The sequence below is a fragment of the Agromyces sp. Y182 genome, assembly GCF_059445385.1.
This window is the reverse complement of sequence record NZ_JCAIUF010000001.1, coordinates 1,256,057-1,278,474: the sequence shown is the minus strand read 5'-3', so window position 1 is coordinate 1,278,474 and position 22,418 is coordinate 1,256,057. Positions and strand designations below refer to the sequence as shown.

At 69.6% G+C, this 22,418-nt stretch carries 20 protein-coding genes; 17 read left to right on the top strand and 3 right to left on the bottom strand.

The window, feature by feature from the left end; genetic code table 11:
- Positions 1 to 68: 68 nt before the first annotated feature.
- From AC1C2R_RS05915 to AC1C2R_RS05905, 3 genes are all read left to right on the top strand, one after another.
- Positions 69 to 1,688 carry an ABC transporter permease subunit gene (locus AC1C2R_RS05915; protein ID WP_495379317.1) on the top strand — a complete coding sequence of 540 codons (1,620 nt, stop codon included), beginning with the start codon at positions 69 to 71 and terminating at the stop codon, positions 1,686 to 1,688.
- The gene (locus AC1C2R_RS05910; RefSeq protein ID WP_495353202.1) at positions 1,685 to 2,683 is read left to right on the top strand and encodes a sugar ABC transporter permease; all 999 of its coding nucleotides are present in this window, start codon (positions 1,685 to 1,687) and stop codon (positions 2,681 to 2,683) included. The genes AC1C2R_RS05915 and AC1C2R_RS05910 overlap by 4 nt, the downstream gene beginning before the upstream one ends.
- Positions 2,684 to 2,930: 247 nt before the next feature.
- A complete protein-coding gene (locus AC1C2R_RS05905) occupies positions 2,931 to 4,841 on the top strand; it encodes a glycoside hydrolase family 13 protein (protein WP_495379316.1) in 1,911 nt (636 codons plus the stop codon).
- A 28-nt stretch (positions 4,842 to 4,869) separates the two neighbouring features.
- On the opposite strand, the gene AC1C2R_RS05900 is transcribed toward AC1C2R_RS05905, so the two are convergent.
- Together AC1C2R_RS05900 and AC1C2R_RS05895 are read right to left on the bottom strand one after the other, a co-directional pair.
- Entirely contained in the window at positions 4,870 to 6,930 is a 2,061-nt protein-coding gene (locus tag AC1C2R_RS05900; RefSeq protein ID WP_495379315.1) for a COG1470 family protein, read from the bottom strand.
- An 84-nt stretch (positions 6,931 to 7,014) separates the two neighbouring features.
- Positions 7,015 to 7,332 (bottom strand): PAAR domain-containing protein, encoded by a 318-nt coding sequence (locus AC1C2R_RS05895; protein WP_495379314.1) that lies wholly within the window; start codon positions 7,330 to 7,332, stop codon positions 7,015 to 7,017.
- A gap of 172 nt (positions 7,333 to 7,504) precedes the next feature.
- On the opposite strand from AC1C2R_RS05895, the gene AC1C2R_RS05890 reads away from it, so the two are divergent.
- The 8 genes from AC1C2R_RS05890 (at position 7,505) to AC1C2R_RS05855 (ending at position 14,615) form a co-directional block, all read left to right on the top strand.
- Positions 7,505 to 8,128: a response regulator transcription factor gene (locus AC1C2R_RS05890; protein ID WP_495351581.1), complete on the top strand. Its 624-nt coding sequence runs from the start codon at positions 7,505 to 7,507 to the stop codon at positions 8,126 to 8,128.
- Between the two features lie 138 nt (positions 8,129 to 8,266).
- On the top strand, positions 8,267 to 8,917 hold the full coding sequence (locus tag AC1C2R_RS05885; protein ID WP_495379313.1) for a Pvc16 family protein: 651 nt from the start codon (positions 8,267 to 8,269) through the stop codon (positions 8,915 to 8,917).
- 1 nt (position 8,918) lies between these two features.
- Positions 8,919 to 10,970 (top strand): ATP-binding protein, encoded by a 2,052-nt coding sequence (locus AC1C2R_RS05880; protein WP_495379312.1) that lies wholly within the window; start codon positions 8,919 to 8,921, stop codon positions 10,968 to 10,970.
- Between the two features lie 105 nt (positions 10,971 to 11,075).
- The gene (locus tag AC1C2R_RS05875) at positions 11,076 to 11,762 is read left to right on the top strand and encodes an eCIS core domain-containing protein (RefSeq protein WP_495379311.1); all 687 of its coding nucleotides are present in this window, start codon (positions 11,076 to 11,078) and stop codon (positions 11,760 to 11,762) included.
- 139 nt (positions 11,763 to 11,901) lie between these two features.
- Complete coding sequence (locus tag AC1C2R_RS05870) at positions 11,902 to 13,464, top strand: phage tail sheath family protein (RefSeq protein ID WP_495379310.1); 1,563 nt, start codon at positions 11,902 to 11,904, stop codon at positions 13,462 to 13,464.
- A 61-nt stretch (positions 13,465 to 13,525) separates the two neighbouring features.
- A complete protein-coding gene (locus AC1C2R_RS05865) occupies positions 13,526 to 13,972 on the top strand; it encodes a phage tail protein (protein WP_495351576.1) in 447 nt (148 codons plus the stop codon).
- A complete protein-coding gene (locus AC1C2R_RS05860) occupies positions 13,972 to 14,460 on the top strand; it encodes a hypothetical protein (RefSeq protein WP_495351575.1) in 489 nt (162 codons plus the stop codon). The genes AC1C2R_RS05865 and AC1C2R_RS05860 overlap by 1 nt, the downstream gene beginning before the upstream one ends.
- Complete coding sequence (locus tag AC1C2R_RS05855; protein ID WP_495351574.1) at positions 14,457 to 14,615, top strand: DUF6760 family protein; 159 nt, start codon at positions 14,457 to 14,459, stop codon at positions 14,613 to 14,615. Before AC1C2R_RS05860 ends, AC1C2R_RS05855 begins: the two co-directional genes overlap by 4 nt.
- Positions 14,616 to 14,743: 128 nt before the next feature.
- Here the strand turns inward: AC1C2R_RS05855 and AC1C2R_RS05850 are convergent, their stop codons facing one another.
- Complete coding sequence (locus tag AC1C2R_RS05850) at positions 14,744 to 14,869, bottom strand: hypothetical protein (RefSeq protein ID WP_495351573.1); 126 nt, start codon at positions 14,867 to 14,869, stop codon at positions 14,744 to 14,746.
- A 976-nt stretch (positions 14,870 to 15,845) separates the two neighbouring features.
- On the opposite strand from AC1C2R_RS05850, the gene AC1C2R_RS05845 reads away from it, so the two are divergent.
- Genes AC1C2R_RS05845 through AC1C2R_RS05820 form a run of 6 tightly spaced genes read left to right on the top strand, consistent with a single transcriptional unit; the run spans position 15,846 to position 22,418 of the window.
- Positions 15,846 to 16,925: a hypothetical protein gene (locus tag AC1C2R_RS05845; protein ID WP_495379309.1), complete on the top strand. Its 1,080-nt coding sequence runs from the start codon at positions 15,846 to 15,848 to the stop codon at positions 16,923 to 16,925.
- Between the two features lie 31 nt (positions 16,926 to 16,956).
- Positions 16,957 to 17,400, top strand: coding sequence for a phage tail protein (locus tag AC1C2R_RS05840; protein WP_495351571.1), 444 nt, complete (start codon positions 16,957 to 16,959; stop codon positions 17,398 to 17,400).
- A 9-nt stretch (positions 17,401 to 17,409) separates the two neighbouring features.
- Positions 17,410 to 18,174, top strand: a complete 765-nt coding sequence (locus AC1C2R_RS05835) for a CIS tube protein (RefSeq protein WP_495351570.1) — start codon at positions 17,410 to 17,412, stop codon at positions 18,172 to 18,174.
- Positions 18,158 to 20,014, top strand: a complete 1,857-nt coding sequence (locus tag AC1C2R_RS05830; RefSeq protein WP_495379308.1) for a VgrG-related protein — start codon at positions 18,158 to 18,160, stop codon at positions 20,012 to 20,014. Before AC1C2R_RS05835 ends, AC1C2R_RS05830 begins: the two co-directional genes overlap by 17 nt.
- Positions 20,015 to 20,028: 14 nt before the next feature.
- Positions 20,029 to 20,484 (top strand): GPW/gp25 family protein, encoded by a 456-nt coding sequence (locus AC1C2R_RS05825; protein ID WP_495351568.1) that lies wholly within the window; start codon positions 20,029 to 20,031, stop codon positions 20,482 to 20,484.
- The gene (locus tag AC1C2R_RS05820; RefSeq protein ID WP_495379307.1) at positions 20,481 to 22,418 is read left to right on the top strand and encodes a putative baseplate assembly protein; all 1,938 of its coding nucleotides are present in this window, start codon (positions 20,481 to 20,483) and stop codon (positions 22,416 to 22,418) included. The genes AC1C2R_RS05825 and AC1C2R_RS05820 overlap by 4 nt, the downstream gene beginning before the upstream one ends.

Genomic DNA, 22,418 nt, shown 5'->3' with positions numbered 1-22,418 from the left:
GCTTCGCGCTACTCGACCAACGAACAGGGCTCCGCGCCACTCGAGCGACGAACAGGATGAGCGAAGGCATGACGACGGGAATCGACGACGAGGTCTCGGCGGCGACGCCGCAGAAGCCGACGAAGAAGCAGCGGCGGGCGGCGAACATCGCCGACGCGGCATCCGGTGGGCTGAAGATGCTGCTGCTGAAGCTGTTGATGCTCGGCATCGTCGACGCGATCGCGATCTACGCCGTCATCATCCTCGCGACCGCCGAACAGTGGCTCGTCGCGGCGATCGTCGCCGTCGTGGCCGCGATCGTCAACTGGATCTACTTCTCACGGCGCAAGCTCCCCGCGAAGTACCTCGCACCCGGCGTCATCTTCCTCGTCGTGTTCCAGGTCTTCGTGCTCGTCTACACGGGCTACATCGCCTTCACGAACTACGGCACCGGCCACAACGGCTCGAAAGAACAGGCCGTCTCGTCGCTCATGGCCTCGTCGCTGCTGCGCGTCGAGGACTCGCCGACCTACCCCGTCACCGTCGTCGATCAGGGCGGAACGCTCGGCCTGCTCGTGACGGATCCCGACGGCGAAGCGCTCGTCGGCACGAACGACCAGCCCCTCGCCCCGGTCGACGCCGACGTCGAGGGCGGCAAGGCCGTCGCAGTCGACGGATGGACGACCCTGCAGTTCGCCGACGTGATCGCCCGCACCGACGAGATCACCGCCCTCGCCGTGCCGTTCTCCGACGACCCGAACGACGGAGCGCTGCGCACGCCCGACGGCTCGAGCGCCTACCTCTACCTCTCGAACCTCGAGTACGACGAGGCCGCCGGCACGATGACGAACCTCGAGACCGGCACCGTGTACTCCGACGTCGGTACGGGCGCGTTCACCTCCGACGACGGCGAGCAGTTGCTGCCCGGCTGGCAGATCGTCGTCGGCTTCGACAACTTCGTGCGCGCCGTGACCGACGAGCGCCTTGCGGGTCCGCTCGTCTACGTGACGCTCTGGACCTTCGCGTTCGCGCTCATCTCCGTCGCGTCGACGTTCTTCCTGGGCCTCTTCCTCGCGATCGTGTTCAACGACATGCGGATGAAGGGGCGCAAGTACTACCGAGTGCTCATGATCCTTCCGTACGCGATCCCGTCGTTCCTGTCGGCGCTGATCTGGGCCGGCATGATGAACGAGAGCTTCGGCTTCATCAACCAGGTGCTGTTCGGCGGGGCATCCATACCGTGGTTGACCGACCCGGTGCTCGCCAAGTTCTCGGTGCTCCTCGTGAATCTCTGGCTCGGCTTCCCGTACATGTTCCTCGTGTGCACCGGTGCGCTGCAGTCGATCCCCGAGGAGCTGCAGGAGGCCGCGACCGTCGACGGCGCGAAACCGTGGGCGGTGTTCCGCCTCATCAAGCTGCCGTTGCTGCTCGTCTCGGTCGCTCCGCTCCTGATCGCGTCGTTCGCGTTCAACTTCAACAACTTCAACGTGATCTACATGCTCACCGACGGCGGGCCGCGCGACTCGAATGCGCCGATACCCGTCGGCTTCACCGACATCCTCATCTCGATGGTCTACAAGGTGGCGTTCACCGGGCAGACTCGCGACTACGGTCTGGCGAGCGCCTACTCGATCATCATCTTCATCATCGTGGCCCTGATCGCGGTCATCGCGTTCCGTCGCACCAAGTCGCTCGAGGAGCTGAACTGATGGCCGCCCAGCAGCCCGTTCCCGGAACCCAGACCGGTCTCATCGCCGGCGAGATCGACGAGTTCGCGGATGCCTCGACGCGCGCGAGCGTCGTCGTGCCACGCGGCGGCGGTGGCCGCCCGAGCCTGCCTCGCAAGCCGTTCAACTTCCGTCGCTGGTTCGGCGCGACGGGCTGGCGCCACATCGTCGGCGTCGTGATGGTGATCTTCTCGCTGTTCCCGATCGTGTTCGTGATCTCATCGTCGCTGAACCCGCAGGGCACGCTCACGGGGTCGAACGCGCTCTTCTCGAAGATCGGCCTCGACAGCTACGTTCGCATCCTCACCAACCCGCAGGTGCCGTTCCTGACCTGGTTCGGCAACACGCTCATGATCGCGGGCATCACGGCGGTGCTGACGGTGTTCCTCGGGGCGCTCGCCGCGTATTCCTTCTCGCGCATGCGCTTCAAGGGTCGCCGTTTCGGCCTCATCTCGATCGTCGTCGTGCAGATGTTCCCGCAGTTGCTCGCCGTCGTCGCGATCTTCCTGCTGATGAGTGCGATCGGCGACTGGTTCCCGGCGATCGGCCTGAACACGCACGTCGGCCTCATCATGGTGTACCTCGGCGGCGCGCTCGGCGTGAACACGTACCTCATGTACGGCTTCTTCAACACGGTGCCGGCGTCGATCGACGAGGCCGCGAAGATCGACGGCGCGAGCCACGCGCGCATCTTCTTCACGATCATCCTGCGGCTCGTCGCCCCGATCCTCTCGGTCGTGGCGCTGCTCTCGTTCATCGCTTCGGTGAACGAGTTCGTCGTGGCATCCGTACTGCTCATCGACACCGACAAGCAGACGCTCGCCGTCGGCCTCACGAAGCTCGTCTCCAACCCGCGCTATGCGGACTGGAGCGCGTTCTCGGCCGGCGCGGTGATCGCGGCACTGCCGGTCGTGGCGCTGTTCCTGTTCCTGCAGAAGTACATCGTCGGCGGCCTCACCGCCGGCGCCGTCAAATAGGCGAGCGGATGCCGCGTGGCGCGGCCTGCTCGTTGCGTGCGGCGCGTCCCCCTCTCCCCCCTCCCCCCCCCCGCAGCAATTCAGGTGCGGAGGCGTGTCGCGCCACTGTATCGACCACGCTGCTCGCGACACGCCGCTCCCGTCCTGAATTGCTGCATGGGTGGTGGGTGCCTGCAGGGGCGGTGGGTGGGTGATGGGGTTGTGGGTGGGTGATGGGGCTGTGGGTGGGCCATGGAAGGGTGAAGGAATGCTGAAGCCGCACCACGACGGATCCCCGCTGCACGTGTCGAATGCGAGTCCCGCGCTCGGCGAGACGGTGCTCGTGCGCCTGCGGGTGCCCGAGTCGTTCGGGCCGCTCTCGTGGGCGGGCACGAGGTCGAACCCGAACCACGAGCCGCGGTTCGACGAGGCATCCGTGGTCGCGACGATCGACGGCTGGCAGTGGTGGGAGGCCGCCGTCGAGGTCGAGAACCCCGTGCACGGCTACCGGTGGCTGCTGGTCGGTGAAGACGGCCGCCAGCACTGGCTGAACCAGCTCGGCCTGTCGTCGATCGAGACGCGCGATGACGACGACTTCAAGCTCGTCTCGCACGAGCCGGCGCCAGAGTGGGCGGCGTCGAGCGTCATGTACCAGGTGTTCCCCGATCGGTTCGCGAAATCCGGCGCGGCGCCCTTCGACGAGCTCAGAGAGCAGGGTGCGCTGCCCGAGTGGGCGATCCCCGCGGCGTGGAACGAGCCCCTCGACCCGGTGTATCCGGGGCGCTCGAAGCAGCTCTTCGGGGGCGACCTCGACGGAGTGCGCGAGAAGCTCGACCACCTCGCGTCGCTCGGCGTCGACCTGCTGTACCTGACGCCGGTGTTCCCGGCGCGATCGAATCACCGTTACGACGCGACGACGTTCGACCTCGTCGACCCGCTGCTCGGCGGCGACGAGGCACTCGTGCGGCTCGTCGAGGCGGCGCACGCCCGTGGCATCCGAGTCATCGGCGACCTCACGTCGAATCACTCGGGTGACGCGCACGAGTGGTTCCGTGCGGCGCAGGCCGATCCGGCCTCGCCCGAGCGCGGCTTCTATTTCTTCCACCCCTCGACCGGCTCCGGGCACGAATCGAGCTACGAGTCGTGGCTCGGCGTGCCGAGCCTGCCGAAGTTCGACTGGAGCTCGACCGAGCTGCGTCGCCGTTTCATCGAGGGCCGCGACTCGGTCGTCGCGCGCTTCCTCGCGCCACCGTTCAACCTCGACGGCTGGCGCATCGACGTCGCCAACATGACCGGGCGTCTCGGGGCCGCCGACCTGAACGCCGAGGTGCGGCAGACGATCCACCGCACCATGCTCGACGTGAACCCCGACACCATCCTGTTGGGCGAGTCGACGAACGACGCCGCAAGCGACTTCCAGGGCGACGCGTGGCATGGCGCGATGACCTACACGCCGTTCACCCGCCCGCTCTGGAGCTGGCTGCTCGAGCCGGGCAGCCACGGCGCCGGCGGCATCGGGTTCGCCCTCGACCGGGTGCCGACGTTCACCGGCGGCGACTTCCACGCTGCGCACACGCGCTTCGCAGCCGGGTTTCCCTGGCGCACCCGGCTCGCGACGATGAACGCGCTCGACACCCACGACACCCCGCGCTTCGCGACGAGCGCGCGGCCCGGCACGGCGCCTGCCGCCTTCGGGCTCGCCGTCACATTGCCCGGCATCCCGGTCGTCTGGGCCGGCGACGAGTTCGGCCTCACGGGTGAAGACGGCGAGGCCTCGCGCACGCCGATGCCGTGGGGGAGCGAAGCCTCGCCCGAGGTCGCTCCCGTGCTCGAGACGTATCGCACGCTGCTGCGCCTTCGGCGTGAGCATCCGGTGCTCGCGAGCGGCGGCATTCGGTGGCTCGCCGTCGGCGATGACGCGGTCGCGTTCGTGCGCGAGTCGGCCGAGGAGTGCGTGCTCGTGTTCGCGGCGCGCGCGGCGGCGACACTCGAGTTCGATGCGGCGGCGCTCGGCGGAGCGGATGCCGCGGCGCGCCGGTACGGCGACGTGCTGCTCGAGGCATCCGACCGTCGGGTCGGTCTCTCGACCGACGGCCCGGCCTTCGCGGTCTGGTCGCTCGCGGGAGTCGAACGTCCGGCGTGGGCGCCCCGGCCGCACACCACCGGTGCCGCCCGGTAGCTCGCGCTCGCCGCTGACCGCTCACTGCTCACAGTGGGAACGTCTCGGCGTCGCTGCCGATCCAGTGCGGCGGGACGCTGATCGCCGGTTGTTCACGGCCATCGCTGCGGTCGGCGCTGGTCGTCGGATCGTAGGTGAGGGTGGCGCCCTTCGCCCCGATCTCCCCGCCGTCGAAGGGGTCGTCGACGGTGAACGACAGCGTGACCGTCGCCTTCTCGCCCGGGTCGGGGCCGGGCAGGGTGCAGAGGCGACCCACGAACGTGGTGCACCCGGCCGGCTGCCCGTCGAGCACGAGCCCCGAGGGCCACGTGAGTTCCAGTCCGAGCGTCCAGGAGCCGCCGTGATAGGACTCGACGTCCGCCGGAAGGTCCGAGGCGCTGACGTCGATCGTCGCGGTGACGCGCTCGCCCTGTGCTGCGTCGTCATCCGAATCCAACCTGACGTCTACCCCGAAGAGGCTCTCGCTGACGAGCAGGCCATCGGCGTCGCGGATCCACTGGTCGATCTCGGTCGGCGGTACGTCTCGGTCCCCGATCGTGAGCGCGACGCCGTGCACGTTCACCGCTCCGACGCCGCGGGCGTCGTTCGGTTCGAACCACACATCGATCGGCCGGGTGACGTTCTCGGGGTCGTTGGAACCGTCGATCAAGACGGTACAGGTCGATGCTTCGCGGTCGAGCTGGATGTTGCATCCCTGAGTGTCGTCGATGCCCTCGACGAAGGCCGGTGCGACCACCTGGAACGTGATCGTGGCCGGCTCGTCGGTTCCGTCGCCGAGCAGGGTCCGGTGGATGACGACCGCGGCATCCGGCCCCCCTTCGGTGAACTCGGCGTCGACGACTTCCAACCAGAACGGGTAGGGCTCGAGCGCGATGGGAATCGCGACCGCCTCGCCGAAGTCCGATCCGGCGCCGGTTTCGAGGGTCGTCGCCTCGCCGTCCTCGATCGCGACGATGCGCGTCGCTTCGGCGCTCACCTCCCCGGTGACTCCCGACGGCTGGGTCGCGAAGGTCAGCTCCGCGTCGCCGCCCCTGCTCGCGGGATCGATCAGGCACTCGTCGCCCGACTGCGGCCGGCCTTGCAGCGCAGGGTCGGCCTCGCGGCCGTCGGGTGCGACCCATCCCGTGCAGTCGTCATCACTGACGGTGAGGCCTTCCGGCCACTCGACTTCCACGGCGAGCCGGGCGCCATCGGGTGCGCCTTCGACCTCCGGGGCCAGTACGGCGATCACCGGGTCACCGGATTTCACGGTCTCGTTCTCGAATGCGACGTCCATGGCGACGACATTCACGGGCTCGGGTGTCGGCGTCTCCGTGGCGGACTGAGACGCAGCCTCGGTGGGATTGCCGGTCAAGCCATTCCACGTGATCGCGCCGAGCCACACGACCAGCACGAGCGCCGCAGCCGCGGCGAGGCCGATCGCGGCCGTGAACGTCCATCCCTGAAGGAGGGGAAGCTGCGTGAAGGTCGCGTTCAGCGAGATCGACTGTTCGCCTTGCGGGGTGACCGTCACGACGAACGGATGCTGCGCGGCCTCACCTCGCCACAGCAGGCCCTTGGCGCGAACATCGAGGTCCACGCTCTCCGTGCTGTTGGCAGGCAGAGCCACCCGCGCGTGATCGATCGACACGACGAGTTCACCAGCGGAGACGGCGACGTCTGCATCGGTGTGCGAGTTGCCGGCGTTGGCGATCGCGATCTCCGCGTCGGCGCTTCGCCGGCCCTGGAGCACTGGCGGCGAGAGCACGGCGGCCACGTCGGTGAACGACTGGATCGTGGCGAGGGCCTCGACGACCACGAACTCGTCGGGCCGCACCGCGGGAACGATGTGGAGCCGCACGACCAGATCCCCGACCGACCACCGGCCGGAGTACGGGAGGGTGATCGTCGCCGTGGCGGTACCGGTCTCACCGGGGTGCACGAGCAGGGTGTCGGGTTCGATCTCGACGAAGTCGGCTGCGTCGTCGACCACCGACAGATGGTAGGCCTCGACCTCATCGCCGTCGTTCCGAACGGTCAGCGTGAAGGCCCCCGCCTGTCCGGGGGTGACGGCGAGCGACGCGGGCTCGATGTCGGCGACCGTGGCCATTCTCCGACGCTACGGCGAGGCACCGGAGCTCGCGTCGGCCCTCCGACCCGCCATCGGGGCAGATCTGCTGCCCTTTGGGCCACGTCACCCCCCGATGATGACGTTCACGGCGCCGGGTCCCGGCGCGATCGGGATCCCGTGCATCGTGAGGTCGCCGACGCGAGCGGCGGGAAAGGCGCCGATCAGCACGGTCAGGCTGCCCTGGGCGATGCCGTTCGGTGCGGGCGACGCGCAGGCGATGCCACCGGGTACGAGGTTCGCGACGGCGGCCGGCATCCCGCCGATCATGACATTGAGTGCGCCCGCTGCCGGCGTGATCGGCCCGCCCACATGCGGGGTGACCCCATCGACGAGCGCGCACAGGGCGACGTCGCCGACGCGGAGGGCAGGACCAGTGGGCATGACTTCACGGTAGCTCCGCTCGATGCGGCGACTCGAGCCCGGACGAGCGTGCGCGCGCGCAGCGATGTTGCCCGTTGAGAGTGCGTTGAGTGCGCGAAGAGCGTGCCCAGACAGACTCGCTTCGTTCCCCTTCGGCGGAGCCGATCACTCCGCCTCGAATCTGGAGGATCTCATGACTCGAACGACCGTGCGCGTGTACGCGCGCGACCCCATCTCCGAAGCCGGTGTCTCGAGCGCCCTGCGACCGCGCCCCGAAGTGCGCGTCGTCGGCCCGGCCGAAGACGAGCCGCCCGACGTCGTGCTCGTCGTCGTCGACACGGTCGACGACGAGGCGCTGAACACCCTTCGCTTCGTGCGCCGCAACGGCGAGGCCCGCGTCATCCTGATCGCCTCGCACCTCGACGATCAGGATCTCGTTCGTGCCGTCGAGAGCGGCGTGGTCGGCCTCGTCAGGCGATCGGATGCCACGACGGAGCGACTGATCTCGGTCATCTCCTCGGCCGCGGCCGGCGAGGGCACCGTTCCGCCCGACCTGCTCGGACGCCTGCTCGACCAGGTCGGCCGTCTGCAGCGCACCGTGCTCGATCCGCGGGGGATCACCTTCACCGGGCTCGCCTCGCGTGAGATCGAGGTGCTGAAGCTCGTCGCCGAGGGCTGGGATACCGCGCAGATCGCGACCAGGCTCTCGTACTCCGAGCGCACCGTGAAGAACGTGCTCCACGACGTGACCACGCGCCTGCAACTTCGGAACCGCTCGCACGCCGTGGCGTACGCGATGCGCGAAGGCCTCATCTGACGCGAAGGGCTCCTCCGGCCGGAAGGGCTCCTCCGGCCGGATGCCGTCGCCGGCATGCCCGAGGAGGAACCCACGGCTGCCCCCACGGGTGCCCGGAGCACGGGGTGCGGCGCCCCCGCGGCATCCCACACTGAACGCATGATCGGTGAGATCGACGACGCCATCCGCGCCCTCGTCAAGGCGTCCGACGGCATCGCCGCCGACATCGACATCGCGCTCGATGCTCCGACGAAGGACTGGGCGGCCAGACGCAATGCGCCGACCGTCGACCTCTTCCTCTACGACATCAGGGAGGACACGAAGCGACGCGAATACGGCTTCACGGAGCAGCGCGACGAACGCGGTCTCGTCACGCATCGCACGCCGGCACCGCGCTACTTCAAACTCTCCTATCTCGTGACCGCGTGGACGCAACGACCCGACGACGAGCATCGATTGCTCGATGCCTTGCTGCGGTGCTTCCTGCGGTTCGACGCGATACCCGACACCTACGTGCTGACGACGCTCGCCGAGACCGGGCTGCCCTGTTCGCTGAGCGTCGCGCAGCCGCCGCCGGAGGACCGGGCGTTCGCCGATGTCTGGTCGTCGCTCGGCGGCGAGTTGAAACCGTCGCTCGATCTGGTGATCACCGCTCCGGTCGCGAGGGGCCTGCAATACCCCGCCGGGCCGCCCGTCACTGCGGGTGTGGAGGCGCAGTTCAGCGCGCCGGGCTTCGGCATCGACGAGAGCGCCGCGCACCGGGCATCCGATCTGCCGCCGATGCCCGGCGGTGAATCGTCGGAGGGCTGAGATGATCGGCGACCCCAGCATCGCCCACCTGCTGGGGCGGATCGGAGCGATCGAGGATCGCATCCGCCGGCTCGTGGCGGCTCGGCGTGCGGTCGATCCGCAACCCGACGACCCGTTCAGGGGGCTCTACCTCAGCGACGAGATGATCGACCGGTTGCTGGCCGGTGTTCCCGGCATTCCGGCGTGGTCGGATGCCTCGGCTCGCCTTGCTGCGACGGAACAGAACGCCGACATGGCCGAGGCGGCGGGGCATCCGCTTCGCCTGCGCCGCCTGGCGCAGGCCTTCGGACTCAGCCAGATCGACGTGGACCTGCTCGTGATCGCCCTCGCGGCCGACCTCGACCAACGGTTCGAGCGGTTCTTCGGATACCTCAACGACGATGTGGGCCGACGCCGCCCATCGGTCGGCGTGGCCCTCGAGCTCTGCGGGGTGCCGTTGACGTCGGCGGAGGACCGGGCACGGCTCATCTCGGGGCCGCTCGTGTCGGGCGGGCTCGTCATCGTCGAGGACGAGGACCGCCCGCTGCCCGGGCGTGCCGTACGCGTGCCCGACCGCATCGTCGGGCACCTGTTGGGTGACGACACCGCCGATCGCTCGCTGGAGGGGGTGCTGCGCGAGCCGTCGTCCGTCGACTGGGGCGACTCGAGTCGTGTGACGCAGGCGCTCGCCGCCGGCATCCGGCTCGTCTACCTGCGAGAGTCGGCGACCGGCTCGGGTGAGGCGGTAGCGGTTCGCGGCATCCGTTCGCGGGGGCTCGGCGTCGTGCAACTCGACCTCGCGCGACTGGGCGGCGACCGCGACGCGCTCGCGCTCGCCCGACTCGCGACCCGGGAGGCCCGCCTGCGCGACGTCGGCCTGATCGCGGCGCCGGTGACCGCTGACATCTCGGCGGCCCTCGTCGAAGCCCTCGCCGACTCGCCGCAGCCGACCGTCTTCATCGGCGACTCGACCTGGGACCCGGCTTGGTGTCGCGAACTGCCGGCGATGGCCGACGTCGAACCGACCACGACCGAGGAGCGTTCGCAGCTGTGGCGCACGTCGCTCGGGCCCGCAGCCGACGGGCTCGACGTCGCCGAGGCGACCGGCCCGTTCAGGTTGGGGCCGGAGCAGGTGCAGCGCGCGGCCGTCACCGCGCGCACGCAGGCGACGCTCACGCCGAGCGGCGTGATCACCGCCGAGCACCTGGCGGCGGGCGCGCGTGCCGAGAATGCTTCGGCACTCGACCGGCTCGCCCGCCGGGTGGCGCCGTGCGTGGGGTGGGATGACCTCGTGCTGCCCAACGGGCCGTTGAACGCGCTGCAGGAGATCGAGCTCCGGGCGCGGCACCGCGAGCAGGTGCTCGGCGACTGGGGCATGCGACCAGGCGGCGGCCGCGGGCACGGCGTCGTCGCCCTGTTCGCGGGCGACTCGGGCACCGGCAAGACGATGTCGGCCGAGGTCGTGGCGGGGGGCCTGGGGCTGGACCTGTACGTCGTCGACCTTTCGACCGTCGTCGACAAGTACATCGGTGAGACGGAGAAGAACCTCGAGCGCATCTTCCGGGCGGCCGCCGGCACGAACGCGGTGCTGCTCTTCGACGAGGCCGACGCCGTATTCGGCAAGCGCAGCGACGTGAAGGACTCGCACGACCGCTACGCGAACGTCGAGAGCGCCTACCTGTTGCAGCGCATGGAGACCTTCGACGGCCTCGCAGTGCTCGCCACGAACCTGCGCGCCAACATCGACGAGGCGTTCACCCGCCGACTCGACGTGATCGTCGATTTTCCGATGCCGGATGCCTCGCAGCGCACGCGCCTCTGGGATCGCAGCCTCGGCCACCACCTGCGGCGGGCCGACGACATCGACCTGGTGTTCCTCGGGCGGTCGTTCGAGCTCGCGGGCGGCGGCATCCGCTCTGCTGCCGTGACCGCCGCGTATCTGGCCGCCGCCGACCGCGGCACCGTGCTCATGAAGCATTGCGTGATCGCGGTGCACCGCGAGTACCGCAAGCTCGGCCGGCTCGTGGTCGAGAGCGAGTTCGGCGCGTATTGGCCGGAGGTCGTGGGGCGATGACTCCGATTACCCGCATGTGCAGGAGTGGCTGCCCGAACGGGCAGATCCCCCACGACCGTGCCGCGGGCGCGGTGGAATGGAAGCGGTCGATCATGGAGGTGCACCATGCACGCACATGAGATGGACGGCATCGATGTCGAGGCCGGACGGCGTACGCCGGAGGCCGCGCGAGAGCCGGGCGCGGCGATGCCCGGGCTCGCCGAGCGACGGCCCGAGGTGCTGAGCAGCGCAGCCATGCTTCGATTGCAGCGCGAGGCCGGGAACGGCGCCGTCAGCGAACTCGTCGAGGAGCAGCATTCGCCCGTGCACGACGTGATCACCTCGGGTGGGTCGTCGCTCGCACCGGGGGTGCGCACGGACATGGAGTCCCGACTCGGCCATGATTTCGGCGACGTTCGCGTGCACACGGATGCACCGGCCCACGCCTCGGCGCAGTCGGTCGGTGCGCACGCCTACACCACGGGCAACCACGTCGTCTTCCAGCGGGATGCGTATGATCCCTCGTCGCAGGCCGGGCGCACGACGCTCGCGCACGAGCTGACCCATGTCGTGCAGCAGCGCTCCGGTCCGGTCGCGGGAACACCGACCGGCGGCGGGGTGAGCGTCAGCGACCCCGATGACCGCTTCGAGCGCGCTGCCGCCGACAACGCGGCCCGTGCCATGAGCGCGCCCGCGCCGGTGCAGCGGCAGGAGGCGCCCGACGAGGAGGAAGAGGCGGTGCCGGGCACGTTCGTGCAGGGCACGTTCGTGCAGCGCGAAGAGGACTCCGACGAGGAGGAAGCGGCCGGCTGAGCAGGGGGCGTGCACTCGCTCGCCTGGGCAGTGCCCGATCGCGCAGCCACCGCTACCCACGCGCACGCACCGAAAGACTGCGCCGCGGGCCATCGGCTCGCCGACGCTGGAGAGACGCAATCCAGCGAAGGAGTTCGGGATGCCCACCTACCTTTCACCCGGTGTGTACGTGCAGGAGATCGACGCGGGGACGCGGCCGATCGAGGGCGTCGGCACCGCGGTCGCCGCATTCATCGGCATCGCGCCGAAGGGGCCTGAGAACTCGCCGACCCTCGTGTCGAACTGGACTCAGTTCGTCGACACGTTCGGTGGCCTGTACGAGGGCGCCTACCTGGCCTACGCGGTCTACGGCTATTTCCTGAACGGCGGCGGCAACTGCTATGTCGTGCGCATCGGCACGGCACCGGTCAGCGGGAAGAGCAGCGGCAAGCGCGAGCCCAAGCAGCTCGCTGCCGGTCCGCAGACCGCCCAGATCGGCAACTACGCGTTCACGGCGAAGAACGCCTCGCCGAATGCGAAGCCGGTCAAGGTCGAGATCGCCGACCCCGAGGGGGAGGCGCCCGAGGAAGGATCGTTCAGAGTCACCGTGACCGCCGAGGGTCGCTCACCGGAGGTCTACGAGAATGTCTCGGCCAAGCCCAGCAGCCCCGAATACGTCGTGACGAAACTCGCCGAATCGAAGCTCGTCACGGTCGAAGAGGTCGACCCGGCATCCGCTGGTCTGAAGCCTCGGACCGGCACGTTCGACCTCGTCGTGCCCGAACCCGAAGAGCAGCCCATCGTGCTCGACGACATCGGCGCGGCGAACTACATCGGCGACTCCGCCGACCGCACGGGCTTCAGCGGCCTCGAAGCGGTCGAGGAGGTCACGATGGTCGCGGTGCCCGACCTCATGGCCGCATACGAGCAGGGCGCTGTCGATATCGAGACGGTGAAGGCCGTGCAGCTGGCCGTCATCGCGCATTGCGAGCTCATGGGCGACCGCATGGCGGTGCTCGACCCGCCGCCGCAGCTGTCCGCGCAGGACGCGGCGAAGTGGCGGCGCCTGGACGCGGGTTACGATTCGAAGTTCGCGGCGCTCTACTACCCGTGGATCAAGGTGCTCGACCCGGTGTCGGGAACCAACCGGTTCATCCCGCCGTCGGGACACATCGCCGGCGTGTGGGCGCGCAACGACAACGAGCGCGGGGTGCACAAGGCGCCGGCCAACGAGGTGATCCGCGGCGCCGTCGAACTGCAGACGCAGCTGACCCGCGCCGAGCAGGAGACCCTCAACCCGATCGGCGTGAACGCCATCCGCAGCTTCCCGGGGCGCGGCGTGCGCGTCTGGGGTGCACGCACCCTCTCGAGCGATCCGGCGTGGCGGTACATCAACATCCGCCGGCTCTTCAACTACCTCGAGAAGTCGATCCTGAACGCGACCCAGTTCGCGGTCTTCGAGCCGAACGACCCGGCCCTGTGGGGCAAGCTCAGCCGTTCGATCTCGAGCTTCCTCATCGGCGAATGGCGCAAGGGCGCGCTCTTCGGGCGCAGCGCAGACGAGGCCTTCTACGTGAAGTGCGACGACGAGACCAATCCGGCCGACGTCATCGACGCGGGCCAGGTCATCTGCCAGATCGGCGTTGCACCCGTGAAGCCCGCCGAGTTCGTGGTGTTCCAGCTCTCGCAGTTCTCGGGCGGCACGAGCCTCGTCACCGAATGACCGACCACGACCGACCACCGACTACCGACCACGACCGACCACCAACCACTAGGAGCATGACATGGCACTCGCAGATGCCTTCGATTCCTCACCTGCCTACGCCTTCAAGGTCACGATCGACGGAATCGAGATTCCGAAGGTGACCGAGGTCTCGGGCCTGAAGAACGAGGTCGACAAGATCGAACTGAAACAGCAGCTCGCCGACGGAAAATACGTCGCGCGGCAGCTCATCGGCCGGGCGAAGACGGGTGAGTTCACCGTGACGCGGGGCCTCACCGAATCCAAGACGATCTCCGACTGGCTCAAGGTCGTCATGAAGGGCGACGTGGCCGGGGCGCGCAAGAATGCGTCGGTCGAGTTGCTCGACTACGAGGGCAGCTCGCTCAAGAAGTACGAGTTCCGCAACTGCTGGGTGCGCGTCGTCGAGGTCAACTCGCTGAAGGCGGGCGCGACCGAGCAGGCGACCGAGAAGTTCACGGTCTGCTTCGACGAGTCCGAGGTGACCTGATGCAGCGCGTGCTCTCCACGAGAGCGAGCGCGTCGGCCGCGTCGGCCGCACCCGGTGCGGATGCGGCATCCGATGGGGCCGGTGCGGGCTCGGGGCCGACCGCCTTCGACGAGGGGGCCATGCGCACCGAGTTCGCGTTCGAGCTTCCGCGCGGCTACGTCACCGCCGACGGCACCGTGCATCGTCGAGGTGTCATGCGGCTGGCGACGGCCCGTGACGAGCTGCTGCCGCTCTACGACGCACGCGTGCAGGAGAACCCCGCCTTCACGACGGTCGTGCTGCTCGGCCGGGTGATCACATCGCTCGGAACGCTCGGCACGGTCGACGGCTCGATCATCGAGAACATGTTCGCGTCCGACGTCGCGTTTCTGCAGGACTTCTACCGTCGCATCAACGCCGAGGGTCACACCCGAATCGCGGTGACGTGCCCGGAGTGCTCGCACCGGTTCACCGCCGATCTCGCAGGCGGACGCCTGGGGGAATCATGACGTACTCGTCCGACCGCATTCATGAGGAGGTCGCGTACGTCGCCTATCACTTCCACTGGTCGCTCGACGACATCCTCGACATGGAGCACGCGGCGCGTCTGCGTTACGTGCACGAGATCGCGGCGATCAACACGCGGCTCCGCGAAGGCGGTTGAGGCGTGCGATGGCCGTGGCAGCGATCCGAGGAGCGGACGACGGATGCCGCGCCTCGCGTCGTCGCGCCGTCGATCGCTGATCGCTCCGTGCCGCCAGCGGGCTGGGCGTTCCTGCCGCCGCTGCAACGTCAGGTCTCGGATGCCGCTCCGGCCATCTTGCGGCCGGCGTTCGTCGCGTCGCTGCCGACGCGGGTCGTGCCGGCGTCGCTCGGCACGATGGGCCACCTCGTCGACGACCGGGCTCCGGCGGGCATGTTCGGCCTCGACGGCGGGGCGCTCGGAGCGCCCGTGCAGCGCGCGGCCGCGTCGGAGCTGAGTCTCCGGCAGCGGCCGCAGCAGCCGCCTGGTCGAGCGTCGGCGCCATCCGCGCGTCAGGTGCATGCGGTGACGGATGCCGCGGGGCCCGAGCTGCCCGTTCAACGCCTGGATGCCGACGAGGGGCTGCCGCTCGTGCAACCGGCGGAGGCGGACGACGTCGTTGCCGGGGGCCCGGGCGCCGCGGCGCTGCAAGCATCGAGCGCAGCGGAAACACCGGAGCAGGACTCGTCCGAGGTACCGGCGCAGGTGCAGCCACAGACGCAGGTGCAGCCACAGACGCCGACGCAGGCGCAGGCGGAACCATTCGCGCCCGAGACCCTCGTCGGCTCACCCGACTATCGCCGAAGTCGGGCAACTCGAGGGATCGAGCCGCCTTCTGTGGAGTCCGCGCCTGGGAGTCCCATCGAGTTTCCCGACTTCGGCGATAGTCGGGCAACTCGGGGGGCGGAGCCGCTTCCGAGCTCTGCTCCTGGACCCGCACCGCGAACGACGGCCGCTGAGGCGGCCTCCTCGGCGCCGCCGCGTGTCCAACCGACGTTGCAGCGCACAGCCCTGAACGCTGGGCTCGCGCGGAGCCCCGCCACGACCTTCGATGCATCGCCCCCGCCCGCCTCGACCCGGCGACCGGTCGGCTTGGGCGCGCCGCTCACGTCCGCACCGGTGCAGCGCGAGTCGGATCGTGGCGCGCAGTCCTCGACTGAACCGCCCGACCGATCTCACGCACGGTCCGAGACGTCTCAACCGGCTGCCACGGATGCTCCGGTTGCGCAGCGCTCCTCCGCTGAGGATGCAGCGAGCATCGCCCGAAGGCATCCTCCGGGTCGCGTATCGGTGCACTCGGAGGACACTCGCGGGGCGGCGTTTCCCGCCATCCAACGCGATGTGTCCGGGATCCCTTCGTCATCCGTCGACATGACCCTGCCTGAAGCCGTCCCCGCCGACGACGCATCGGTGCCCGTGGCCCAAGCCGGTTCCGACACGGTTGCCGCTCCCAGCGCGGATGACGCTCCCGGCGTGACGGCGCCCGCGTTCCCGCTGCGCTCAGTTCCCCTGTTCGCCGCACGGACGATCGTGCCGGCGATCACGACTCCCGGCCTCGGACCCGCGGCCGTGCCGCGCCAGAACAGCCGGGTCGTCGCCGCACGGGTGATCGCTCCGGATGCGCCCTTCGTCGCCCACGGCACTGCCTCCAACTCCGGCCCTGCCCCCACCCCCGGACTTGCCTCCAACCCCGGCCGTGCCTCCAACTCCGGCCCTGCCCCCACCCCCTCCACCCCCGCCTCCAACCGCGCCGCGGCGTCTGCCCCCGCATCCTCGACCCTGCGCGGCTCGATCCCCGTGCAGCGCTCCGCCGCTCCCGCGCGACCGACGAGCACACCAGCGACCACCGACGGTTCGTTCCACGTCGACGGACCGGCGCGGACGTGGAACGACTCGAACGAGGCATGGCCGAGCGACGATTCCCGGGCGGCCGCGGCCGTAACCGCGGCCGCGGCATCCGTCTCACGGGTCTCAACGCCGAGGTCCGCCGCGATGCACGGCACGACGACGCCCCGCCCTGCCGCGCAGCCGGTCGTCGCGCCCGTGCAGCGCGCCTTCGGCCTCCCGACGTCGGTGCCGCGGGCGCCGGATCTCTCGTCCCTGGCGCCGTCGGTGCCATCGGCGCCTGGCCTCTCGTCGCTGGCGGACCGCGCGCCCGGTCTCCCGTCGGTGCCCGACCTCCCTTCGGCAGACGAGCTCCGTTCGCGCGCCGCCGATGCGGTGCCGGAGGCGGCCGACGCGCTTCGTTCCACCTCCGACACCCTGACGCAGGCCGGCCAGGCGCTGTCGTCCGCGGCACCCGCGACGGCAGCGGCGGCGGCGGCCGCCGCGTCCGGTCCCGAGAACGTGGAGCAACTCGTGCGCAAGTTGTACGGCCCGCTCGTGCGCCGGATCAAGGCCGAACTGCTGCTCGACCGCGAGCGCCGCGGCATCCGCATCGACGGAATCTGAACGAGACGGAATCTGAACGAAGGGGATGACGATGCTGACCGACACCGAGATCGCCGTCGGCGTGCACTACCTCGTGCATCTCGACGAGGAGGACCTCGGCGACTTCGCGAGCTGCGAGGGGCTCGGTGTCGAGGTCGTGCTCGAGTCGCGTGAAGAGGGCGGCAACAACGGGTTCATCTGGCAGTTCCCGACTCGGCTCAAGTATCCGAACATCAAGCTCACCCGGCCGGTGAGCAAGCAATCCGCCGACAAGATCGTGAACTGGGTCGTCGCCGCCGTCTCCGGCTTCTCGCGCGGCACCGGCCACATCGAAGCGAAGACCGCCGATGGCCAGACCGTCGCGACCTACGACCTCCACGACGTCATCCCCGTTCGCTGGACGGGGCCGTCGCTGAACGCCGACCAGCCGAAGGTGCTCATGGAGACCCTCGAGATCGCCCACAACGGCTTCGTGAACACCGGCTCGAAATACTGAGGACCCGCGATGCCCGTCACCTCCACCGCCTCCGACACGAAGAGTCTCGTGCACGCCGCCATCGACGTGCACGAGCCCGGCCAGACGCCGGGCAAGGTCGGCGCCCTCCTCGCCACGATCGACTTCCAGCTGAATCCGAAAGAGGTGACCATCGCGAAGTCGGCGAAGTGGGAGAGCAAGAACCAGAAGAAGGCGGCGTCGGCGCCACCCGCGACCTACCAGGGTCCGGAGCCCCAGAAGATGAGCGTCGAGATGTACTTCGACGAGACGCGCTCGCGCGACGGAAGCGTCGTGAAGAACGTCGAGGCGCTCTTCCAGGCGTGCACCCCGACGAGCGCCTCGAAGGACGGGGACACGCCGTCGGCGCCGTGGGTGAAGTTCAAGTGGGGGGTGCTCACCGGATTCGTCGGCTACATCAAGAGCGTCTCGGCGAAGTACACGCTCTTCTCACCCGACGGCAAGCCGCTCCGGGCGGTCTGCACCGTGGCCCTCGAGGAGCTCGCGAACGAACCGAAGAAGCAGAACCCCACGTCGGGGGGCCTGCAGCCACGTCACGCGCACACGCTCCGCGAAGGCGATTCGCTCGCGGGCATCGCCTACCGCGAGTACGGCAACCCGGCGCACTGGCGCTCTCTCGCCGAGGTCAACGGCATCGACGATCCGTTGCGACTGCGGCCGGGGCACATCGTGCTGATCCCCACCCTCGAGGAACTCTCCCGCGCCGACGGCCGCGAGATCGCCCGGAAGGAGGTCGCCCGTGCCCGCCTCCACTGAGACCTACACGAGCCTGCTCCTCGTCTCCGTCGGGGGCACGGCGCTGCCGCCCGCCGTCACAGGCCTGCTCGAGCGCAGCAGGGTCACGGATGCCGCGAACCTCCCCGATTCGTTCGAACTCGAGTTCGTCGACTCCGCCGGGATCGTGCTCGAGCAGGGCGGGTTCGCCATCGGGGCATCCGTCACCCTCGCCGTCTCGCAGAACGGCGGCGATGGACCGCAGAAGCTGCTCGACGCGGAGGTCACCGCTCTCGACCGCGAAGACGTCGGCGGGGAGCTGCGCACCCGGGTGCGCGGCCTCGATACCTCGCATCGCCTCTTCCGCGGCCGTCGGGTCGCCGCCTACGTCGACATGTCGACCGCCGACATCGTGGCGAAGGTCGCGCAGCGGGCCGGCGTCAAGGTCGGCACCGTCACCGGTCCGGCCACGATCATGGCCCACACGACGCAGGACAACGTCAGCGACTGGGTGTTCCTCAAGCGACTGGCGGATGCCGCGGGGTGCGTGTTCTCCGTCGTCGACCGACAACTGCAGTTCGGCCCGCCGACGAACGCGTCGACGGCGGAATCGGGCTCGGCATCGGCGAACGACGACCCGATCGTGGTCGAGCACGGCCGCAACACGACGTACCTGCACGCCACGATCACGAGCGCCGAGCAGGTCTCCGAGGTCGAGGTGCGAGGGTGGGATGTCGCCGCGAAGGAGAAGGTGGTGTCCACCGCGCCAGCGAAGACGCTGACGACGGAGTTGCCGACGCTCGATCCTGCGAAGGTCGCGAAGGTGTTCTCGAGCCCCCGCTACGTCAGCGGCGCCGGCGCGGGCGCGCAGCAGCCGCAGGACAAGCTCGCCGAGGCGATCGCCTCGCGCATCGCCGGCGGGTTCGCCGAGGTCGAGGCGCAGATCCTCGGCAATCCGCGCATCCGCTCGGGGATCGCCGTGCGGCTGCGGGGATTCGGTGCGCCGTTCGACGGCCGCTACACGGTCACCGAGTCGAGGCACGAGTTCAGCTCCGAGCAGGGGTACACGACGACGCTCACCGTCTGCGACGCCTCGGATCGGTCGCTGCTCGGGGTCGGATCCCGGCCGGAGCGCGCCGTGACCGGCTTCGGGATGACCGGGGTCGTCAGTGCACTCGTGAGCGAGATCTCCGGGGCCGGCGCAGCCGGGGAGGACGGCCGCGTCCGGCTGACGTTCCCGTCCCTCTCCGACGACTACGTGAGCGGCTGGGCCCGCCTCGCACAGCCGGGTGCCGGCGCCGACCGAGGTGCCGTCGTGCTGCCCGAGGTCGGCGACGAGGTGCTCGTCGCGTTCGAGTCGGCACGATTCGATCGCCCGGTCGTGCTCGGAGGGCTCTACAACGGCAAGGACCTGCCCCAGGGGGGCTGGGGGTCGTTCGTCGAGTCGGGCAGCGTCGTGCGTCGCAGTTTCACCTCGCGCGCGGGGATGGTCGTCGAGTTCGTCGAACGCCAGGGGGAGGAGCTGCTGCGCATCTCCACGAACGAAGGTGCGCAGCACGTCACCCTCATGCAGACCTCCGAGAAGGGCATCCAGATCGTGTCCGAGGGGTCCGTCTCGGTCGTCGCCAAGCGCGACGCGACGGTCACCGTCGAGGGCGATGCAACGGTGACCGCGAGCCAGGGCGCCATCTCCCTCGCGGCCAGGAAGATCGCACTCGACGCGTCATCGGAGCTCGCGATCTCGGCTCCGAAGGTGAAGGTCGACGGCGCAGCATCGCTCGACCTCTCTGGCGCGGCGGTCGCGGTGAAGGCGTCGGGCACGGCCGAGCTCTCGGCGTCGGGCGTGACCGTCGTCAAGGGCAGCGTCGTCAAGATCAACTGACCGGAGGTCACAGGATGTCGCAGGAATTCGTCGGGCGAGGGTGGTCGTTCCCCGTGCACGCCGACGCGAGCGGGCGCATCGCGCTCTCGTCCGACGCGCACGAGATCGAGGAGAGCATCCGGCTGATCCTCGCCACGGCACCCGGCGAGCGGCCGATGCGGCCGGAGTTCGGATGCGCCGTGCACGACTACGTCTTCGCGCCGGCGGACGCCGCGACGGCCGGCGCCATCGGTGACGCCGTGCGCACCGCCCTCATCTTCTGGGAACCCCGCATCGACGTGACCGGCGTCACGGTGACGTTCGACCACGCCGACGAGGGAGTGCTGCTCATCGACGTCGGCTACGCGATCCGCGGCTCGAACGATCCCCGGAACCTCGTGTTCCCGTTCTATGTCATCCCCGATCGAAGCACTGTCATTCCCGATCGAACCTCTGTCATCCCCGATCGAACTTCGGAGCGACTGCCATGACCCTGCCCACGCCGCACCTCGACGACCGCCGATTCCAGGACCTCGTCGACGACGCCAAGCGACTCGTCGCCGCACGCTGCCCCGAGTGGTCGGATCACAACGTCTCCGACCCGGGTGTGACGCTCATCGAGACGTTCGCGTTCATGACCGACGAGCTGTTCTACCGGCTGAACCGCGTGCCCGACAAGCTGTACATCGCCTTCCTGGAGCTCATCGGCACGACCCTCTTCCCGCCGACGGCGGCGCGTTCCGACCTCGTCTTCTGGCTTGCCGCCCCGAGGGAAGACGTCGTGATCGTGCCCGAGCACACCGAGGTCGGCACGCCGCGCACCGAGCAGACCGAGTCGACCGTGTTCCAGACCACCTCCGAGCTCCCGATTCCGCCCAGAAAGCTCGCCCATATCGGGAACCGGTCGGGCAAGGCCGTCACGGTGCGCGGCGCACGGCTGGGCTCCGAGACGCTCGACGCCTTCGCGAACCCGCCGAAGGTCGGCGACGAGTTCCTCATCGGCCTCGACGAGCCGGCACCCGGGCTGGCGATCGGCATCCACCTTGACTGCGCGGTGCGCGGCGTCGGCGTCGATCCCCTCGATCCGCCGACCGTCTGGGAGTCGTGGAACGGCACCGGCTGGTCGCGCTGCGACGTGGTCTCCGACCGAACCGGCGGGCTCAACCAGCCGGGCGACGTCATCGTCATCGTGACCCGCGACCACGTGGCATCCGTCATTGGAGACGAACGCGCCGGTTGGCTCCGGTGCCGCATCGTCGAGCGCGAGCAGACCGTTCCGAGGTACAAGTCGCCGCCGCTCGTGCGCGAGGCGTCGGCGGCAACCGTGGGCGGGGTGGTGCAGGCCATGCATGCGCACACGATCGACGACGAGATCCTGGGGCTCTCGGAGGGCGTGCCCGGCCAGGCGTTCGTGCTCCAGGAGCGGCCCGTGGTCGACGACGGCGAACCGTTCGTGGTCGAGGTCGGTACCGGCAAAGGGTGGGACGAGTGGACGGAGGTCGACTCCTTCGCCGGCTCCGGCGATGACGGCCGCAGCATCATGGTCGATCGAGCCCGGGCCACCGTGATGTTCCCACCGGCGGTGCGAGAGCCCGACGGTTCGTTCCGCGTCTACGGGTCCACGCCGCCCAAGGGCGTGCCGCTGCGCGTGCCCCGGTATCGCGTCGGCGGCGGCCGCGGCGGCAATGTCGCGGCCGGCACGCTCTCGGTGCTGCGGTCGACCGTGCCGTTCGTGCGCGGCGCGGAGAACCGCTCGGCCGCGCACGACGGCACCGACGGCGAGACCGTCGACGAGGCGAAGGTGCGGGGACCGCTCGCGTTGCGCACTCGCGATCGGGCCGTGACGCTCGAGGACTACGAGCAGCTCGCCAAGCGCGCCGCGCCGGGGGTCGCCCGCACCCACGCCGTCGCGGCGCCGGACACGCTCGGCGTGCGCCTGCTCCTGGTGCCGACCGCGGCGGTCGGGGCCGACGGCCGGATCGAGTTCGACGACCTGATTCCCGGCGATGAGCTCCTCGGCACCATCGCCGCGGATCTCGAACCGCGGCGGATGGCGGGCACCCGGCTCGTGATCGAACGGCCCGAGTACCAAGGCGTCACGGTCGTCGCGAAGCTCGTCGCACATCCGAGGGTGGCCGTCGATCGGCTCCGCGCCGATGCTCTCGCGACGCTCTACCGGTATTTCGATCCGATCAGGGGCGGTTCGTCGGGCGGGGGATGGCCGTTCGGCCGCCCAGTGCTCGCGGGCGAGGTCTACTCGGTGCTGCAGTCGCTGCCCGGCACCGAACTCGTCGACGAGGTGCTGCTCTTCACCGCCGATCCGGCGACGGGCAAACGCGGTGAGCCCGCGCAACGCATCGAGATCGGCGGCAACGCCCTGGTGTTCAGTTTCGAGCACCGTGTGCGCGTGGCGGCGGGAGTCTGA

Coding starts and splice junctions, on each gene's coding strand:
- AC1C2R_RS05915 (WP_495379317.1), top strand. CDS start 69: ATGACGACGGGAATCGACGACGAGGTCTCGGCGGCGACGCCGCAGAAG.
- AC1C2R_RS05905 (WP_495379316.1), top strand. CDS start 2,931: ATGCTGAAGCCGCACCACGACGGATCCCCGCTGCACGTGTCGAATGCG.
- AC1C2R_RS05900 (WP_495379315.1), bottom strand. CDS start 6,930: ATGGCCACGGTCGCCGACATCGAGCCCGCGTCGCTCGCCGTCACCCCC.
- AC1C2R_RS05895 (WP_495379314.1), bottom strand. CDS start 7,332: ATGCCCACTGGTCCTGCCCTCCGCGTCGGCGACGTCGCCCTGTGCGCG.
- AC1C2R_RS05890 (WP_495351581.1), top strand. CDS start 7,505: ATGACTCGAACGACCGTGCGCGTGTACGCGCGCGACCCCATCTCCGAA.
- AC1C2R_RS05885 (WP_495379313.1), top strand. CDS start 8,267: ATGATCGGTGAGATCGACGACGCCATCCGCGCCCTCGTCAAGGCGTCC.
- AC1C2R_RS05880 (WP_495379312.1), top strand. CDS start 8,919: ATGATCGGCGACCCCAGCATCGCCCACCTGCTGGGGCGGATCGGAGCG.
- AC1C2R_RS05875 (WP_495379311.1), top strand. CDS start 11,076: ATGCACGCACATGAGATGGACGGCATCGATGTCGAGGCCGGACGGCGT.
- AC1C2R_RS05870 (WP_495379310.1), top strand. CDS start 11,902: ATGCCCACCTACCTTTCACCCGGTGTGTACGTGCAGGAGATCGACGCG.
- AC1C2R_RS05865 (WP_495351576.1), top strand. CDS start 13,526: ATGGCACTCGCAGATGCCTTCGATTCCTCACCTGCCTACGCCTTCAAG.
- AC1C2R_RS05860 (WP_495351575.1), top strand. CDS start 13,972: ATGCAGCGCGTGCTCTCCACGAGAGCGAGCGCGTCGGCCGCGTCGGCC.
- AC1C2R_RS05855 (WP_495351574.1), top strand. CDS start 14,457: ATGACGTACTCGTCCGACCGCATTCATGAGGAGGTCGCGTACGTCGCC.
- AC1C2R_RS05850 (WP_495351573.1), bottom strand. CDS start 14,869: ATGCCCGCCGGAGCCCGGTCGTCGACGAGGTGGCCCATCGTGCCGAGC.
- AC1C2R_RS05845 (WP_495379309.1), top strand. CDS start 15,846: ATGACCCTGCCTGAAGCCGTCCCCGCCGACGACGCATCGGTGCCCGTG.
- AC1C2R_RS05840 (WP_495351571.1), top strand. CDS start 16,957: ATGCTGACCGACACCGAGATCGCCGTCGGCGTGCACTACCTCGTGCAT.
- AC1C2R_RS05835 (WP_495351570.1), top strand. CDS start 17,410: ATGCCCGTCACCTCCACCGCCTCCGACACGAAGAGTCTCGTGCACGCC.
- AC1C2R_RS05825 (WP_495351568.1), top strand. CDS start 20,029: ATGTCGCAGGAATTCGTCGGGCGAGGGTGGTCGTTCCCCGTGCACGCC.
- AC1C2R_RS05820 (WP_495379307.1), top strand. CDS start 20,481: ATGACCCTGCCCACGCCGCACCTCGACGACCGCCGATTCCAGGACCTC.